At 69.7% G+C, this 15,711-nt stretch carries 14 protein-coding genes; 10 read left to right on the top strand and 4 right to left on the bottom strand.

The window, feature by feature from the left end:
* Positions 1 to 152: 152 nt before the first annotated feature.
* Positions 153 to 791, bottom strand: a complete 639-nt coding sequence (locus ACFQ91_RS11850) for a TetR/AcrR family transcriptional regulator (protein ID WP_344249965.1) — start codon at positions 789 to 791, stop codon at positions 153 to 155.
* A 200-nt stretch (positions 792 to 991) separates the two neighbouring features.
* On the opposite strand from ACFQ91_RS11850, the gene ACFQ91_RS11845 reads away from it, so the two are divergent.
* On the top strand, positions 992 to 1,201 hold the full coding sequence (locus tag ACFQ91_RS11845; protein ID WP_344249967.1) for a DUF5808 domain-containing protein: 210 nt from the start codon (positions 992 to 994) through the stop codon (positions 1,199 to 1,201).
* Between the two features lie 90 nt (positions 1,202 to 1,291).
* A complete protein-coding gene (locus ACFQ91_RS11840; RefSeq protein WP_344249969.1) occupies positions 1,292 to 2,020 on the top strand; it encodes a 3-keto-5-aminohexanoate cleavage protein in 729 nt (242 codons plus the stop codon).
* Between the two features lie 90 nt (positions 2,021 to 2,110).
* Here the strand turns inward: ACFQ91_RS11840 and ACFQ91_RS11835 are convergent, their stop codons facing one another.
* The gene (locus ACFQ91_RS11835; RefSeq protein ID WP_344249971.1) at positions 2,111 to 2,488 is read right to left on the bottom strand and encodes a DUF488 family protein; all 378 of its coding nucleotides are present in this window, start codon (positions 2,486 to 2,488) and stop codon (positions 2,111 to 2,113) included.
* Positions 2,489 to 2,740: 252 nt separating this feature from the next.
* On the opposite strand from ACFQ91_RS11835, the gene ACFQ91_RS11830 reads away from it, so the two are divergent.
* From ACFQ91_RS11830 to ACFQ91_RS11820, 3 genes are read left to right on the top strand one after another with little or no spacing between them, the layout of a single operon-like run.
* The gene (locus tag ACFQ91_RS11830) at positions 2,741 to 3,772 is read left to right on the top strand and encodes a Dyp-type peroxidase (RefSeq protein ID WP_344249973.1); all 1,032 of its coding nucleotides are present in this window, start codon (positions 2,741 to 2,743) and stop codon (positions 3,770 to 3,772) included.
* A gap of 39 nt (positions 3,773 to 3,811) precedes the next feature.
* Positions 3,812 to 4,603, top strand: coding sequence for a pyrimidine reductase family protein (locus ACFQ91_RS11825; protein ID WP_344249975.1), 792 nt, complete (start codon positions 3,812 to 3,814; stop codon positions 4,601 to 4,603).
* The gene (locus ACFQ91_RS11820) at positions 4,600 to 5,259 is read left to right on the top strand and encodes a hypothetical protein (protein WP_344249977.1); all 660 of its coding nucleotides are present in this window, start codon (positions 4,600 to 4,602) and stop codon (positions 5,257 to 5,259) included. Before ACFQ91_RS11825 ends, ACFQ91_RS11820 begins: the two co-directional genes overlap by 4 nt.
* 96 nt (positions 5,260 to 5,355) lie before the next feature.
* Here the strand turns inward: ACFQ91_RS11820 and ACFQ91_RS11815 are convergent, their stop codons facing one another.
* Positions 5,356 to 8,664: a S41 family peptidase gene (locus tag ACFQ91_RS11815; protein ID WP_344249979.1), complete on the bottom strand. Its 3,309-nt coding sequence runs from the start codon at positions 8,662 to 8,664 to the stop codon at positions 5,356 to 5,358.
* A gap of 78 nt (positions 8,665 to 8,742) precedes the next feature.
* Here ACFQ91_RS11815 and argS point away from each other — a divergent pair, with 78 nt between their 5' ends.
* The 3 genes from argS to ACFQ91_RS11800 all read left to right on the top strand — a co-directional run bounded on the left by argS (position 8,743) and on the right by ACFQ91_RS11800 (position 13,336).
* Positions 8,743 to 10,479 (top strand): arginine--tRNA ligase, encoded by a 1,737-nt coding sequence (argS, locus tag ACFQ91_RS11810; RefSeq protein WP_344249981.1) that lies wholly within the window; start codon positions 8,743 to 8,745, stop codon positions 10,477 to 10,479.
* 29 nt (positions 10,480 to 10,508) lie between these two features.
* Positions 10,509 to 11,771, top strand: a complete 1,263-nt coding sequence (locus ACFQ91_RS11805; RefSeq protein WP_376870110.1) for a CynX/NimT family MFS transporter — start codon at positions 10,509 to 10,511, stop codon at positions 11,769 to 11,771.
* Positions 11,772 to 11,911: 140 nt separating this feature from the next.
* The gene (locus tag ACFQ91_RS11800) at positions 11,912 to 13,336 is read left to right on the top strand and encodes an FAD-linked oxidase C-terminal domain-containing protein (protein ID WP_344249985.1); all 1,425 of its coding nucleotides are present in this window, start codon (positions 11,912 to 11,914) and stop codon (positions 13,334 to 13,336) included.
* Positions 13,337 to 13,414: 78 nt separating this feature from the next.
* On the opposite strand, the gene ACFQ91_RS11795 is transcribed toward ACFQ91_RS11800, so the two are convergent.
* Positions 13,415 to 14,134, bottom strand: coding sequence for a hypothetical protein (locus tag ACFQ91_RS11795; protein ID WP_232623786.1), 720 nt, complete (start codon positions 14,132 to 14,134; stop codon positions 13,415 to 13,417).
* A gap of 176 nt (positions 14,135 to 14,310) precedes the next feature.
* Here ACFQ91_RS11795 and ACFQ91_RS11790 point away from each other — a divergent pair, with 176 nt between their 5' ends.
* Both ACFQ91_RS11790 and ACFQ91_RS11785 read left to right on the top strand, forming a co-directional pair.
* Positions 14,311 to 14,853, top strand: coding sequence for a peptidylprolyl isomerase (locus ACFQ91_RS11790; RefSeq protein WP_269780030.1), 543 nt, complete (start codon positions 14,311 to 14,313; stop codon positions 14,851 to 14,853).
* Positions 14,854 to 14,888: 35 nt separating this feature from the next.
* A complete protein-coding gene (locus tag ACFQ91_RS11785; protein ID WP_344259019.1) occupies positions 14,889 to 15,590 on the top strand; it encodes a rhomboid family intramembrane serine protease in 702 nt (233 codons plus the stop codon).
* Positions 15,591 to 15,711: the final 121 nt, after the last annotated feature.

Raw genomic sequence — 15,711 nt, 5'->3', positions numbered from 1 at the left:
TCGGCAGCGCGTCCAGGAGTCGGTGGAGCGTCGTTCGGTCGGCAGCGCGTCCAGGAGTCGGTGGAGCGTCGTTCGGTTGGCAACGGGGCGGGGCACATCACGCAGCACGGACATACCTCCCTTATCAGTGGGGTCAGGCCTTATCGGTGGGGTCAGGTGGACGAGGGCAGCGGCACCGGGGTCGCCGCGGCAAGGGCCGTCACGCCGTCCGGGGTGCAGAGGCTTTCGACGAAGGTCCTGGCCTGGGCCTGGACGTTGTCGGCGGGCATGACGCGGGCGGAGACGCGGAGGCCGGCGAGCACGCTGTGGATGAGCTCGGCGGTGACGGCGGCATCGAGGTCCGGGCGGATGTGCCCCTCGGACTGACCGCGGTCGAGAAGCGCGCGATAGGTCGTCAGCCACGCGGCGCGGTCGGGGTCGAGGATCGTGCACACGGCGTCGACCTCCCGGCCGAGTTCGGCGGCGGTGTTCGCTGAGAGGCACCCGGTGCGCTTCTCATCGGCGCACTGCTGCGCCAGAGCCCCGCCGAGGCGCTCGACCACGAGCACCGGAACCGGCAGCGCGCTCGCGCCAAGGTGCTCGCGCAGCGGAATGCCCGTGGCTGTGTAGTCGCTGAGCGCGCGGAGGAAGACGGCGTCGAGGCTCTCGAACGTGTTGTAGAAGCTCGACCGCCCGATCCCGGCGCGCTCGCAGACGAGTCCGACGTCCGTTCCCGTGTACCCGTGTTCGCTGAACACGGCGATCGCGGCATCGATGACCGCCTGTTCGTCGAACGTCTTCTTCCTGCCCATGGGTCGAGCGTAGATCATTATGGACATTGGTGTCCAATAAAATTTCCCCAGCGCCGAGGCGGGTGTACCCTGACAGCGGATGTCGTCGTCATCGTTGGCAGAGTTGACCGATCAGGCCTGTGACCTAGCAGGATGGTCGGCGAGCGGGGAGACGTGACGGCCAGATCGGACGGCACGAGTCGGGCGAGAGGAGACACGCGATGAGTTCGCTGAGCGCAGGTGAGAAGCAGGCGATGCGGGAGGACGACGCGAACTGGACGTTCGGCCTCCTCTATTTCTGTCCGCGTGATCCCGGCTTCCTCGTCCCGAAGAGATTCGGCGTCGGCTGGACGCTCAACTTCGGCAGCATCTGGACGCTCATCGCGCTCATCGTCATCGTTGCCGTCATCGTCTGGGGCGTCGCGTTCTGACCGGCCGCGCGCAGAGGTCCGCGCGCAGAGGTCGAGAAGCCGGGCCGCCTCGGCGCTCTCTGCGTCAGCACCGTGGGCTACGGTGGCGGCATGAGAGGGGACGGGCTGCTCAAGGTCTGCGTCAACGGTTCGCGGACGCTTGCCGATCATCCACGGCTGTCGTCGGATGCCGGTGACATCGCTGCCGAGGCAGCCGCGGGAATCGCCGCTGGTGCCGCTGCGGTTCACGTCCATGCCAAGTCATCAGGCGGACGTGACAGTCTGCTCGGAACCGATGTCGGCCGAGTCCTCAGCGCCATCCGCTCGTCGTGCCCGGGAGTGCCCGTCGGCGTCACCACGGGAGCGTGGGCCGCGCCCGAAGCGTCCGAGCGGATCGCCGCGATCACCTCGTGGCGGGTCCTTCCCGACTTCGCGTCCGTGAACTGGCACGAAGACGGTGCCGACGAGGTGGCCGGAGCTCTCCTCGCGCATGGGATCGGGATCGAGGCCGGGATCTGGCATGAGCAGGGACTGACCGCCTGGGCCGCATCCCCTCACCGGTCGTCGTGCCTGAGAGCGCTCATCGAGATCCAGCCCGACGAGCTGCTGCCGGTCGACAGCGTCGCCGAGCGGCTCATCGGCGGCGTGGAATCTCGCGAACCCGAGCTCCCGATCCTCCTCCACGGAGAGGGCACGACCGCGTGGCCGGTGCTCGACCTCGCCGCCGCCTGGGGGTATGCCACCCGCATCGGGCTCGAGGACACGCTCGTGCTTCCCGATGGCCTGCCGGCCGAGAGCAACAGCGAGCTCGTCGCCGAGGCGGTGCGCCGACTCGCCTAGACGTGCGTTCCCGCGAGGTTGTCAACGCAGACGGATCGAAGCCGGCACTGAGCGGAGAAGGGGACGGGCCCGGTCGAACGGGTCCGCCGCCTACGCCTCGTCGGGCGAGTGCTGGAGGACGTGGTCGAGGACGGCGGCCTCGCTGATCTCGGCGTGCTTCGAGGCGGTGAGGAGGGTGACGGGACCCTTCTCCGCATACTCGCGCAGCGCCGCGAACGCCTCGGCGTGGTCATCATCGGCGAGCTCCGCACGGTAACGGCGGGAGAACTCCGCGAACTTCGCGGGATCGTGGGAGTACCACTTCCGCAGGCCCGTCGAAGGGGCGACGTCCTTCAGCCACTTGGTGAGGTCTGCGCGCTCCTTGCTCACTCCGCGCGGCCAGAGGCGATCGACGAGGATGCGCGCCCCGTCAGCGGGGCTCGGATCGTCATAGATGCGGCGGACATGGACAGGGTGCCCCTTCGCCATCGTGCTCTCCACCTTCCATCGTCGCTGGGCCACCCAGTTTAGCTCTCCGCGCCACCCGGCCGCTCCTCGTCATCGACCCTCCGACCTGGGAGAACACCGACCGTCGAGGGGCCTGGGCCGGGCCGGTGAGGGGGCGCGGATTCGTCGGCCCGAGTCCACCTCACGGCGGCTTTCGCCGCGTATACTGACCGACCAAGGACGATTGTCGTCCGACCTCGCACTGTCGGGGCTCGCGGAAGAGGAGACGATTCAGTGACAACGCAGTATGGAAACCCTCCGGACAGCACGAACCCGCAGCACGTCCTCGAGCCGCCGTCGCAGTCGGGCGTCTTCCTCGTCGTCACCGTCAGACCCGGTGCCGAGGACCACGTGCGCGACTTCTTCGGCGAGATCGGCGGCGTCATCCGCGCCGTCGGCTTCCGCGTCAAGGCGGCCGGCCTCAGCTGCGTGACCGGCATCGGCTCCGACCTCTGGGATCGTCTCTTCCCGCAGAAGCGCCCCGCGAAGCTCCACCCCTTCAAGGAGCTCAAGGGCGGCAAGCACGTCGCCCCGTCGACGCCCGGCGACCTCCTCTTCCACATCCGCGCGGACCGGACGGATATGAGCTTCGAACTCACCCGCCAGCTGATGAGCAAGCTCGAGGGCTACGTCGACGTCGTCGACGAGGTCCACGCGTTCCGCTACTTCGACCAGCGCGACATCCTCGGCTTCGTCGACGGCACCGCCAACCCCGAGGACCAGCTCGCCGTCGACACCGTCTTCGTCGGCGACGAGGACCCGGACTTCACCGGCAGCAGCTACGTCATCGTCCAGAAGTACATCCACGACCTGCCGAAGTGGAACTCGATCACCGTCGAGGAGCAGCAGGCGGCGTTCGGCCGCCACAAGCTCTCCGACATGGAGTTCCCCGACAAGGACAAGGCCCCCGACTCCCACATCGTGCTCAACACCATCACCGAACCCGATGGCACCGAGCGCAAGATCGTGCGCGACAACATGGTGTTCGGCTCCGTCGAGTCCGGCGAGTTCGGCACCTACTTCATCGGGTACGCCGCCGATCCGACGGTCACGGAGACGATGCTCGAACGGATGTTCTTGGGCGACGGCGACGCCACCCATGACCGGATCCTCGACTTCTCGACCGCGCTGACCGGCTGCCTCTTCTTCGTGCCCACCGCCGACTTCCTCGACAACCCCGCCTCGGTCCTCGGTTCGACCACGGAGTCGAGCTCCTCGGGCTCGAGCAGCGACCACAGCGGCGGGGCCGGCACAGCGCCGAACTGAACCGCACAGCTCCGCGCTGAACGGCAGGAGGGCCCAGTGGTGAGCGAGACTCCGACGGTGCGCCGGATCCTCCCCGGAGAATCCGCGCAGCTGAGCCTGCCCGCGGCCTTCGCCTTCCCGCAGGACCACGCGGACCCTGGGCAGTCCTGGGTGCGGGCGGTGTTCGTCGCCTCCGTCGACGGCGCCGCGACCGTGTCCGGGCGGGCCGGTGGCCTCGGCAACGCCACGGACCGGGCGGTCTTCGCTCTCAACCGCGCTCTCGCCGATGTCATCCTCGTCGGTGCCGGAACCGCCCGCACCGAGGAGTACGGACCCGCCGAGGACGACCCGCAGTGGCGTGCGCTGCGGGCCGGGCGCAGTGCGACCGCGCCGCTCGCCGTCGTCTCCGAGAGCCTTGCCCTCGACTTCACGGCACCGCTGTTCACCGACGCCCCGGCCGATGCCCGGACGATCATCCTCACGAGTGAGTCCTCCCCGCTGCCGGCACGGGAGAGAGCCGCCGAGGTCGCCGAGGTGATCGTCGCCGGCGTCGACGCCGTCGACTTCGGCCTCGCCCTCGATCAGCTGCGTCAGCGCGGCTTCCACCGGATCGTCTGCGAGGGCGGTCCGAGCGTCTTCGCCGAACTCATCCGCGCCGAATGCGTCGACGAACTCTGCCTCACTCGCTCCCCTGAGATCGTCGGCGGGACAGGCACCCGCATCGTCCACGGACCGACCTTCGACCCTCCGGTTCCCCTCGACCTCGCATCGGTGCTCGCCACCGACGACGGGTACCTCTTTCTCCTCTACAGATTCCCCGCAGACAGCCGTTCTCTCAGGAGCCGACCATGACCCAGGCCCCACAGTCCCCCGAACCCCCGCACGACCCCGAGGTCTCCGACCACCGTGATTCCCTGAATTCCCCCACCGAGGCGGCCGCCGCGCCGCCACCGGCCGACGGCGCGGAGATTGGGTCGCTCATCGGCGGCGTCTTCGGCCTCGTCTTCCTCATCGTCAACAGCGCCGGGTTCTCGACCGTCGGCCGCATCGGCGTCATCGTCCTCGGCATCGCGGCCTTCGCAGGGATCCTGGTCCTCGCCTTCCGCAGCCTCGGACGCCGCCGGGGACGGCCCCGACCGGCGGGAGCGAACCCGTTCTCCCGCAGCTACTGGATCATCGTCGCCGTCGAAGCGCTCGCTCTCTTCGGCGGAGCGAAGCTGCTCTCGGGACTCGGCTACCCGGAGCTCGGTGTCGCGTGGGTGGCCGTCGTCGTCGGCACGCACTTCTACGCGCTCGGGCACGTCTTCAAGCTCGGCCGCTTCCACGTCCTCGCCACCGTCGTCACGCTGCTCGGCGTCGCCGGATTCATCGCCTTCTTCGTCTCCGCCCCGGCATTCATTCCCGTGCTCGCCGGAGTCATTCCCGGCTTCGTCCTGCTCGCCTTCGCACTCTGGGCGCTCGCCCCCGCCGCCTCGGCGCCGGCCGCACGCGACGCGCAGCCCGCCTGAGGCCGACGCTCCCGCCAGAGGCCGCAATTTCCGGACGCGGAGTGTCGATCCGACGCCGTGGAATCGACACTCAGCGTCCGGACGTCGGTGAGGGACCTACGCGTCCCCGCCCGGCGCGTTCCCGGGTGCGGCCCCGCCGGGCGTGCGGGGGCTGCGCACGCGCGGAGCGGGGAGGTCGGGGGCGGTGACGGCCGGTGTCTCGTCGAGGGCGGCGAGCACCTCGGCGATGCCCCGATCGAGCTGCGGATCCTCGGCGGCGAACAGCTGCCCGGGATCGTGCTCGACCTCGATGTCCGGGTCGACGCCGTAGTTCTCGACGTCCCAGCCCTTGCCCTCGAGCCAGAACGCGTACCGCGGCTGCGTGATCCCGGTGCCGTCGACGAGGTCGTAGCGGCCGTCGATGCCGACGACCCCGCCCCACGTGCGCACGCCGATGACCGGGCCGATGCCCTTGGCCTGGACGCGGGCGTTGATGATGTCGCCGTCGGAGCCGGAGAACTCGTTGGCGAGGAAGACGACGGGACCGCGCCGGGTGTTCTCCGGATCCGGGGTCATCTCGTCGTAGCTGCGCACCGCACCCCACGCGATGACGCGGTCGGCGAAGCGCTCGGCGACGAGCGCGCTCGTGTGCCCGCCCCGGTTGAACCGGACATCGGCGACGACGCCCTCGGCGGCCATCGCCTGGCGGATGTCGCGGTGGAGCTGCGCCCAGCCGCCGGCCATCATGTCGGGGATGTGGACGTAGCCGACGCGGCCCCCTGACTTCTCCGCCACGTACTCCCGCCGTGAGCGCACCCAGTCCTGGTAGCGCAGCTTCTCCTCGCTGCCGATCGGCACGACGGCGACGGTGCGCTCCTTGCGCCCGCGCCGCAGGGTGAGCTCGACGATCGTGTCCGCCGCCCCGACGAGCAGCGGCGCGGGCCCGAGGTCCGGGTCGACGCTCTGACCGCCCACCGCGACGATGACATCCCCGGGTGCTGCCCCGACCCCGGCCTGGCGCAGCGGCGACCTCGCCGCCGGTTCGCTCGTCTCACCGGGGAGGATGCGTGCGATCTCCCAGCCCTTGTCCGTCCGCGTGAGATCCGCGCCGAGGAAGCCGAGCCTCTTCGCCTCATCGCCGAGCGGCGCCGGCGGGGTGACGTAGGCGTGGGACGTGTTGAGCTCCCCGACGGTCTCCCAGAGGATGTCGACGAGGTCGTCGTGTGTGAGCGCCTTCGCCGCGACCCCGCGCCACCGCAGGGTCACGCCCTCCCAGTCGACGCCGTTCATGTCCGAGCGCCAGTAGTGGTCGCGCATGATCCGGGCGTTCTCCTCGAACATCTGCAGCCATTCGGCCCGCCGGTCGAGTTCGAAGCGCAGCCGGCCGAGGTCGACGGCGACGTTCTCGTCGTCATCGGCCTCGACCTTCCGGTTCGCCGGGCGCACCGTGACGTCGTCGCCGGAGCGGACGACGATGAGCTTGCCGTTGCCGGACACGCTGTAGTCATCGGCCTTGTCGACGACGGTCGTGAGCTTCCGCTTGGCGAAGTCGAAGTACTGGATGACCTCGGCGGCCTTCTCCCCGGTGTCCCCGGAGTGCTTGTCCCCGATCTCCCCGTCCTCGGCATCGCCGACGCGCATCCACAGCACGCCGCCGTCGGCGGCTTCGAGGTCGCGGAAGACGCCCGAGGAGACGGGGAACGGCACGATCCGCTCCTCGGCGCCCTCGAGGTCGACGTCGACGGTCGTCACCGCCTGGTCCCGCTCGGTCTTCGCCTTCCGGTCATCGTCGGTGAGTTCGCTGATCGCCCAGCCGCTCGTGCTCGGACCGAAGGGCGCCGGATCGGTCGCTGACAGCGGGAGCAGCCACGGCCGGGTCACCCCGTTGAAGGAGAGATCGAAGGAATGCTGGTTGTACGCGGGATCGAAGGTCCGGTCCGAGAGGAAGACGACGTACTTCCCGTCCCGCGTGAACGCAGGGGAGTGGTCGTTGTACTTCCCCGTCGTCAGGGGCGCGCCCTCCCGACCGGCCTTCACCTCGGCGATCATCAGGCGGTTGAGCTGCTCCTCGCCCTGCGTCGGCTGCGCCCACACGAGGTACTTCCCGTCGGGGGAGAAGCGCGGGGACGTCGCCTCCCCGGACCCGGAGTGACCGACGACGTGCGTCCGACCCCCGGAGACCTCGATGAGGCGCACGGTCCCGTCGTGGGAGATCGTCGCGAGCACCTTGCCCGCGGGATCGGCCGCCAGCGACAGCACCCGGCCGAGCGCTCCCGCACCGATCCGCCGCGGTTCCTTCTCGCCCGCGAGATCGCGGATCTCGATCGCGTCCTCGCCCTCGGCGTCGGTGACGTACGCGGCCTGCCCGGTGGTGCCGAGGACGACGGGCAGGCGCACCCGCACCGAGGAGTCCGCCGCGAGCGCCCGCGCCGGACCTTCGCGATGGGCGAGGTGGAAGGCCTTGCCCCGCCATTCGACCACCGCGGCGTTGCCCCCGTGATCAGGGGCGATGGCGCCGATTCCGGTGCTGGGATCAAGCGTGAGCGGCTGCACCTGCGTTCCCGGCAGCACGACGTCGAGGGTGCGGACGTCCGAGTCGAGGCTGTCGAGGACCTTGATCTCGCCGCGGGAGTGCCACACGATCCGCGTCCCGTCGCTCGTGGCGTCCCGGACGTAGCCCTCGGCCTCGGTCTGGTGGGTGAGCTGGCGCGGCTCGCCGAGGCTGCCGGGAGTCCGCGTCGCCAGTCCGTCCCAGATCCACAGGTTCGCCTGCTCGCCCGCGTTGTCGGGGAACGTCGCCGCCCGATCCGAGGTGACGACGAGGGAATCGCCGATCCACAGGGGATCGGTGAGCGAGGCTTCCTCGTCACGGAGCAGCCGCTCCCACTGCGCCCCGGCGCCCGTGTCGTCGGCGGTCCGATCGAGCCACAGCCGCGGCGCGGTGCCGCCGCGATAGCGCTTCCAATGCGCGGGGGGCCGGCTGAACGGGGTCGACAGCGCGCTCACCCCGGTGTGGTGGCGGGCGAAGCCCGAGGCCCGGCCCCACGTCAGGCGCTCGACCTCCCCGGTCAGGCTGACGGACTTGATGACGTGATCGCGGACCTCGGCCTCACCGGCGTTCGACCCGATGAGGATGTGCTCGTCGTCGGCCCAGCCGAGCATCGTCGTCACCGAGCCGCCCAACCAGGTGAGCCGGCGCAGGGCACCGGTGGCCGCCTCGGCGAGCATGAGCTCAGGATGGCCGTCGCGGAACGACACGAACGCGACATGGGTCCCGTCCGGGGAGATCCGGGGACTGCGCACGGGAGCATGATCCGAGGTCAGGCGCCATGCGCGGCCTCCCTCGACGGGGACGAGCCAGACGTCGTCGTCGGCGGTGAAGGCGATGAGATCGCCGCTGACATGGGGGTAGCGAAGATAAGTCACGTGATCCACATTACAGCCGTGAATCCAGTCCCTGACCTGAGGAAACCGCATCGGCATGGCGCGAATAGAATGGGGGGCATGCCGACGCTCACTTCACTTCTCAACGACCGGTTCGCCGCGGCCCTCACCGCCGCCTTCGGGGAGGACTTCTCCGATCGCGACCCCGTCATCAGGAGCTCGCAGTTCGCCGACTTCCAGGCCAACGTCGCGCTGCCGCTGGCGAAGGAGCTGACGTCGAAGCCCCGCGACATCGCCGAGGCGATCGTCGAGAACCTCGACCTCGACGGCGTCTGCGCACCCCCGGAGATCTCCGGGCCCGGATTCATCAACCTCACGTTCCTGCCCGAGTTCCTCGCCACCGCGCTCGAGACCGGGGACGCCACCGCCGTCGACGCCCCGACGACACCGCAGACGGTCGTCATCGACTACTCGGCGCCGAACGTCGCGAAGGAGATGCACGTCGGCCACCTGCGCACGACCGTCGTCGGCGATGCGCTCGCCCGCACGCACGAATACCTCGGGGACACCGTCATCCGCCAGAACCACATCGGCGACTGGGGCACCCCGTTCGGCATGCTCATCGAGCACCTCCTCGACGTCGGCATCGGCGAGACGACGGAAGCCGAGATCGCCTCCGACCCGAACTCCTTCTACCAGGCCGCGCGGGTGAAGTTCGACGGCGACGAGGACTTTGCGACCCGCGCTCGGGCCCGCGTCGTCGCCCTCCAGGGCGGGGACGCCGACACGCTGGCCTTGTGGGACACCCTCGTCGGGTACTCGAAGACCTACTTCAACAGCATCTACTCCCTCCTCGACGTCACGCTGCGCGATGCTGACCTCGCGGGGGAGAGCACGTACAACGACGACCTCGCCGATGTCTGCGACGAACTCGAGGCGAAGGGGCTCGCGTGGATCAGCGACGGTGCCCTCTGCGTCTTCCCGGACGGCTACAAGGGCCGCGACGGCGAACCCCTGCCGCTCATCATCCGCAAGTCCGACGGCGGCTACGGCTATGCCACGACCGACCTCGCCGCGGTCCGCCGCCGCGCCCGTGACCTCCACGCCGACCGGGTCCTCTACGTCGTCGGCGCCCCGCAGGCCCTCCACTTCGAGATGGTCTTCGCGACCGCCCGCGCCGCCGGCTGGATTCCCGAGGGCACATCCCTGGACCACGTGAAGATCGGCAACGTCCTCGGGTCCGACGGGAAGATCCTGCGCACCCGCTCCGGCGCCCCGCTGCGCCTGGCCGCCCTCCTCGAGGAGGCCGTGGCCCGAGCCAAGGTCACGCTCGAGGACTCGAGTGCCGACTTCGCTCCCGGTGAGGAGGACGAGGTCGCCGCCATCGTCGGCATCGGCGCGGTCAAGTACGCCGACCTCTCCGTCGCCCACGACACCTCGTACACCTTCGACCTCGACCGCATGCTCGCCCCGATCGGCAACACCGCCCCCTACCTCCAGTACGCCGGGGCGCGGATCCGCTCGATCCTCCGCAGGGCTGACGCCGAGGACGGGACCCGCGCGTTCGCGACCGCGCCGATCGTCCTCGGTGAGCCGGCCGAACGCGATCTCGCGCTCGCGATCCTCGGGTTCCCCGATGTCGTCGCCGAGGTGGCCGCCGGGTCCGTGCCCCACCGGATGGCCGCGTACCTCTTCGACCTCGCCCAGTCGTTCACCGCGTTCTACGAGCAGTGCCCCGTCCTCGTCGCCGACACGCCTGAGCTGCGGAACTCGCGTCTGCGCCTGAGCGCGACGGTGCTCGAGGTCCTCGAGGCCGGACTCGGCGTGCTCGGCATCCGCGTGCCCGAGAGGATGTGAACACGCCGGGCCGGCTTGCGGTGTCGGGGATGGTGCCGTGGATCGTCGCGGGCATCGTCCTCCTCGCCCTCAACCTGCGCACCCCGATCATCGCGCCGACCGCGGTGCTCGGCGACATCCGCGCCGACACCGGTCTGAGCGCGGCCGGTGCCGGCCTCCTCACGGGTCTGCCCGTCCTCCTCTTCGCCCTCGCCACGCCGCTCGCGACGAAGACGATCCGCCGCCTCGGCGCCGAAGCCACCGTGCTCGCGTGTCTCACCGGGGTGCTCGTCGGCACCGTGCTGCGCTCGGTCGGGCCGACGTGGCTCGTGCTCACGGGCACGGCGATCATCGGGCTCGCGATCACCCTCGGCAACATCGTCGTGCCCGTCATCATCCGCCGCGAGGTCCCGTGGAACCAGGTCTCCATGGTCACCGGCCTCTATTCGGCGACGATGAACATCGGCTCGATGGTCACCCTCATCGGCACCGGACCGCTGGCCGCCCTCGTCGGGTGGCGCTGGGCGATCGGGCTGTGGGGGATTCTCGCCCTCGCGGGCCTCGGGTTCTGGCTGCTCGTCCTCCGCCGGCGCAGACGTGCCGAGGCCGAGGTCGACGCTGAGTTCGACGCGGAGGTCGATACGACCGCGGCTGCGTCCGAGCCCGACAAGCGCCCGCCCGAGCCGGGAAAGCGTCCGTGGCGGGAGGCGCCGCCGCAGTTCCGGGCGATCGTCGCCCTCCTCGTCATCACCTTCAGCGGCCAGTCGATCTCCTACTACACGACGACGACGTGGCTGCCGTCGATGCTCGCCGACACCGAGGGACTTGCCGCCGGTGCGGCCGGCAGCACGGCATCGCTCTTCCAGGTCGCCGCGATCCTCGGCGCCTTCGGCGTGCCGCTGCTCGCCGGGCGGGCCCGGCCGTGGGTGCCCGTGGCGATCGTCGCCGTCCTCTGGCTGTCCCTGCCCGTCGGCCTCCTCCTCGCCCCGGATCAGTACGTGCTCTGGGCGATCACCGGCGGCATCGCGCAGGGCGGCGGATTCACCGCGATCTTCTCGATCATCGCGCGCACCGCGGGCAGCGACGCCCAGACCGCGTCCGCCTCGGCGCGCGTGCAGGGCGGGGGCTATCTCGCGGCGACGCTCGCCCCGCCGTTCGCCGGCTGGCTGGCGACGACGACCGGCGGATGGGTCGGACCCCAGCTGCTCGTGCTCGCCGCGACGCTCGCGTTCACGGTCGCTGGCCTCCTCGCCGCCCGCCTCGCCGGACGCTTCACACCCGGGGGACCCGCGGGCCGGCGCGAAGTGCTCTGAGGAGCATCGTTCACGGGGGTCTGCCCACGGCGGTCTGCCCACCCGGTGCACAGGACGGCTTGCCGACCAAGTAGAGTGAGACCCACGACACATCCGAGCGGCGCATCGCGGCGCCGCATCGCTTGGACCCGAGGAGAACCATGACGGCCGAAGTCCTCACTGCCCTGCGGGACGCGCTGCCCGCCGACGCCCTCATCACCGATCCGGACTCGATGGACGCCTATCGCTGGGATCGGGCGAACGACCCCGGTGCCGGGATGCCGCTGGCGATCGTCCGCGCGTCCTCGACCGCCGACGTCCAGGCGGCGGTGCGCGTCGCGGCCGCCGCGCGGATCCCCGTCGTGCCCCGCGGCGCCGGTTCGGGGCTCTCGGGCGGCAGCTCCGCCGTCGAGGGCGGGCTCATCGTCTGCCTCGACCGGATGCGCGACATCGCGGTCGACCCCGCGACCCGCATGGCCGTCGTCCAGCCCGGGGCCTTCAACGCCGAGGTCAAGGCCGCCGCGGCCGAACACGGCCTGTGGTACCCGCCGGATCCCTCGTCGTACGAGTTCTGCTCGATCGGCGGCAATGTCGCGACGAACGCCGGCGGCCTATGCTGCGTGAAGTACGGAGTGACGACGGACTACGTCCTCGGCATGACCGTCGTCCTCGCCGACGGCCGGGCGATCGAACTCGGCGGTCCGCGGATCAAGGACGTCGCGGGGCTCTCCCTGCTCAAGCTCTTCGTCGGCAGCGAGGGAACGCTCGGCATCATCACCGAGGTGACCCTGCGGCTCGTGCCCGCCCAGCTGCCCCCGACGACGCTGGTGGCGACCTTCCCGACGCTCGAGGGTGCGACCCAGACCGTCCTCGACATCTGCGCGCAGATGCGCCTGTCGATGCTCGAGTTCATGGACCGCGCATCGATCAACGCCGTCGAGGACGAGCTGAAGATGGGTCTCGACCGGGAGGCCGAAGGCATGCTCGTCATCCAGTCCGACGAGCCCGGCGAGTACGCCGCCGGTCAGATCGCCATCGTCGAGGAGCTGTGCGAGAAGAACGGGGCGACCGAATGCTATGCCACCGATGACGCCGAGGAAGGGGAGGTCTTCGTCACCGCGCGGCGGATGGCGATTCCCGCGGTGGAGAAGAAGGGCACCCTCCTGCTCGAGGATGTCGGGGTGCCGCTGCCCCGCCTCGGCGACCTTGTCACCGGGATCGAGCGGATCGCGGCCGAGCGCGACGTCCTCATCTCCGTCATCGCCCATGCCGGTGACGGGAACACGCACCCGCTGCTCGTCGTCGACCCGAACGATGCCGCCCAGCGGGAGCGGGCGGACATCGCCTACGGCGAGGTCATGGATCTCGCGACGTCGCTCGGCGGCACGATCACCGGCGAGCACGGTGTGGGCCGGCTGAAGAAGCCGTGGCTGCCGGAGTACCTCGGTGCCGACGTCATGGAGCTCAACCACACGATCAAGCGCGCGCTCGATCCCGACAACATCCTCAACCCCGGGGCGATCTACGCCGACGGATTCAGTCGGGCGGAAGCGGCCGAACGGCGGGTCACGACCCCCAACGACTGAGCTGCAGAGACGACTGAGGCGGACCACCGGAAAGGTGATCCGCCTCAGTGCTGAGCAGCTCAGGGCTGCCAAGGCAGCTCAGTGCTTCGCGTTGGAGTCCGTGGTCGGGTCGACGGCCGGCTTCGGGGTCGGGGTCGCCGGGGTGGCGGGAGCCTTCGAGTCGGGCACCGGAGCCTGCGAGACGTTCGGGGTCGTGCCCTGGCGCGAGGCCGGGGTCGATCCGACGGGGCGGGCATCGGCCGGGCGGTTGTTCGGCAGCGGCGTCGACCAGGGGTCCTCGACCGGCTGGGCCTTCTTCCACACGTAGTAGCCGATGCCGGCGGCGGAGCCGATGACGAGCGTCCACACGAGGGCCTTCTTGCCGCCGCCGGACTTCTGCGCGGTCTCCTTCTGGATCCGCTTGCCGGCCTGGGCGAGGGCCTTGCGGGCCTTCTTCATCGCCTTCTTGTCACCGGTGAGGCGCACGGCGAGGTTGTCGATGAGCTGCGGGGTCTCCATCGCCGCGAGCGACGTCGCGGCGGTCCCGGCGAACTTGCCGGCGCGCTCGGTGGCCTCGGGCCGGTAGGCCTCGATCCGGTCTGCCCAGTCGTGGACCTGCTGGTTCGCCTTCTCGGCGAGCGCCTCGACCTGGGGGCGGGCCTTCTCGGTGAATGCCTCGACGCGACCGTTGGCCTTGTCGGCTGCCTCACGCAGTTTGGGAGCGGCGGCATCCGAGGCGTCGGCCAGGAAGCGGAGCGACGTCTTCTTCGCGGAATCGAGCTTCGACGCGAGCGGTTCCCGAGCTGGCTTCTTCGACATGAACATTCCCAATCCTCTTAAGTCCGGGGGCAACTGATCACTCCCCAGTCTACGGCCTGGCCCGGGGGGAGGGGCCACCGGAGGGGGAGGAATTTGCCTGCGGATCTGCTGGAGGTTTGTGCAAACCCTCCTTGACGGATCAGCAGATTCGCGGCCGGCGTGGAAGAATGAGGGGCATGTCCACATCTGCAACGAACACAGCGGTCCTGCACACCAACCACGGCGACATCACCATCAACCTCTTCGGCAACCACGCCCCGAAGACGGTCGCGAACTTCGTCGAACTCGCCACCGGTGAGCGCGAATACACCGACCCCCAGACCGGCCAGCCCACGAAGGGCCCCTTCTACGACGGCACCGGCTTCCACCGGATCATCTCGGACTTCATGATCCAGGGCGGCGACCCGCTCGGCACCGGCACCGGCGGTCCCGGCTACGTCTTCGACGACGAGATCCACCCGGAGCTTCAGTTCGACCGCAAGTACCTGCTCGCGATGGCCAACGCCGGCAAGCAGATGGGCCGCGGCACCAACGGCTCGCAGTTCTTCATCACGACCGCTGAGACCCCGTGGCTCAACGGCAAGCACACGATCTTCGGCGAGGTCGCCGACGATGCCTCCCAGAAGGTCGTCGACGAGATCGAGGGCGTGCGCACCGGGGCGATGGACAAGCCGGTCGAGCCGGTCGTCATCGAATCCGTCGAGATCAAGGACGCCTGAGCACCGCCTCACACGATCTGACCTACGATGGGTGCATGAGCACACCAGAGCAGGGCCCGGCCCGGGAAACCGGCCGGGCCCTCTCTGTGCACTTTCCCCCGGTGACGGCCGGGATCATGATCGTCACCGGCCTCTCGTTCCTCCTCCAGCTGCTGCCCGGACTCGATCTCCTCCACCGGTTGAGCTACGTGCCGGCGCTCACCGTCGAGCAGCCTTGGCGTCTGTTCACCGTGGCCCTCGTCCACGAACAGCCCTCGCCGGTCCATCTGCTCGCCAACATGCTCGGCCTCTTCTTCTTCGGCTCGTTCGTCGAGCGCGCCCTCGGGCACTGGAGGTTCCTCGCCGTCTACGTCCTCGGCGCGATCGGCGGCTCCGTCATGGTCCTCCTCCTCGCCGAACCGTGGAGTCGGGACTGGGTGACGAACAACATCGGCGCGTCCGGCGCGGTGTTCGCGATCATCGGCGTCCTCCTCGTGCCGACGAAGCGACTCGACCGCAACATCACCGGCGTCGTGCTCTTCGTCGTCCTCAACTTCGGCTACGGATTCCTCGTGCCGGGAGTCTCGTGGCAGGCGCACTTCGGCGGTCTCGTCACCGGATTCGTCCTCGGCGCCGGTGCCCTGCTCGTGGGGCGGAAGCGCTCGGGACTCGTGTTCTGGCTCGTCGCGGCAGCCCTCGTCCTCGCCATGACGGTCGTGGTCATCGCGAAGACAGCCACCGCAGGCGCTGCGCCCTGAACTGCATTCGTCATTTGTCCACAGTGGTTATCCACACGGTGGATAACTCACATCGATGTATTTCTGCTGGTCAAAGGTGTGGAAAAAGTTATGCACAGGACAGCGTGCGCGCTTGGGTATA

Origin of the sequence: Brevibacterium sp. NPDC056726 (assembly GCF_042790515.1) — a bacterium.
GTDB classification, from domain to species: Bacteria; Actinomycetota; Actinomycetes; order Actinomycetales; family Brevibacteriaceae; genus Brevibacterium; species Brevibacterium sanguinis.
The sequence above is the reverse complement of the archived record's forward strand: the minus strand, read 5'-3'. Positions and strand labels throughout refer to the sequence as shown.

Bases quoted from the DNA above. Each gene is read 5' to 3' on its own strand.
- ACFQ91_RS11840 (WP_344249969.1), top strand. From the start codon at position 1,292: ATGAGAGGGGACGGGCTGCTCAAGGTCTGCGTCAACGGTTCGCGGACG.
- ACFQ91_RS11785 (WP_344259019.1), top strand. From the start codon at position 14,889: ATGAGCACACCAGAGCAGGGCCCGGCCCGGGAAACCGGCCGGGCCCTC.
- ACFQ91_RS11820 (WP_344249977.1), top strand. From the start codon at position 4,600: ATGACCCAGGCCCCACAGTCCCCCGAACCCCCGCACGACCCCGAGGTC.
- ACFQ91_RS11800 (WP_344249985.1), top strand. From the start codon at position 11,912: ATGACGGCCGAAGTCCTCACTGCCCTGCGGGACGCGCTGCCCGCCGAC.
- argS (WP_344249981.1), top strand. From the start codon at position 8,743: ATGCCGACGCTCACTTCACTTCTCAACGACCGGTTCGCCGCGGCCCTC.
- ACFQ91_RS11795 (WP_232623786.1), bottom strand. From the start codon at position 14,134: ATGTCGAAGAAGCCAGCTCGGGAACCGCTCGCGTCGAAGCTCGATTCC.
- ACFQ91_RS11790 (WP_269780030.1), top strand. From the start codon at position 14,311: ATGTCCACATCTGCAACGAACACAGCGGTCCTGCACACCAACCACGGC.
- ACFQ91_RS11850 (WP_344249965.1), bottom strand. From the start codon at position 791: ATGGGCAGGAAGAAGACGTTCGACGAACAGGCGGTCATCGATGCCGCG.
- ACFQ91_RS11805 (WP_376870110.1), top strand. From the start codon at position 10,509: ATGGTGCCGTGGATCGTCGCGGGCATCGTCCTCCTCGCCCTCAACCTG.
- ACFQ91_RS11835 (WP_344249971.1), bottom strand. From the start codon at position 2,488: ATGGCGAAGGGGCACCCTGTCCATGTCCGCCGCATCTATGACGATCCG.
- ACFQ91_RS11845 (WP_344249967.1), top strand. From the start codon at position 992: ATGAGTTCGCTGAGCGCAGGTGAGAAGCAGGCGATGCGGGAGGACGAC.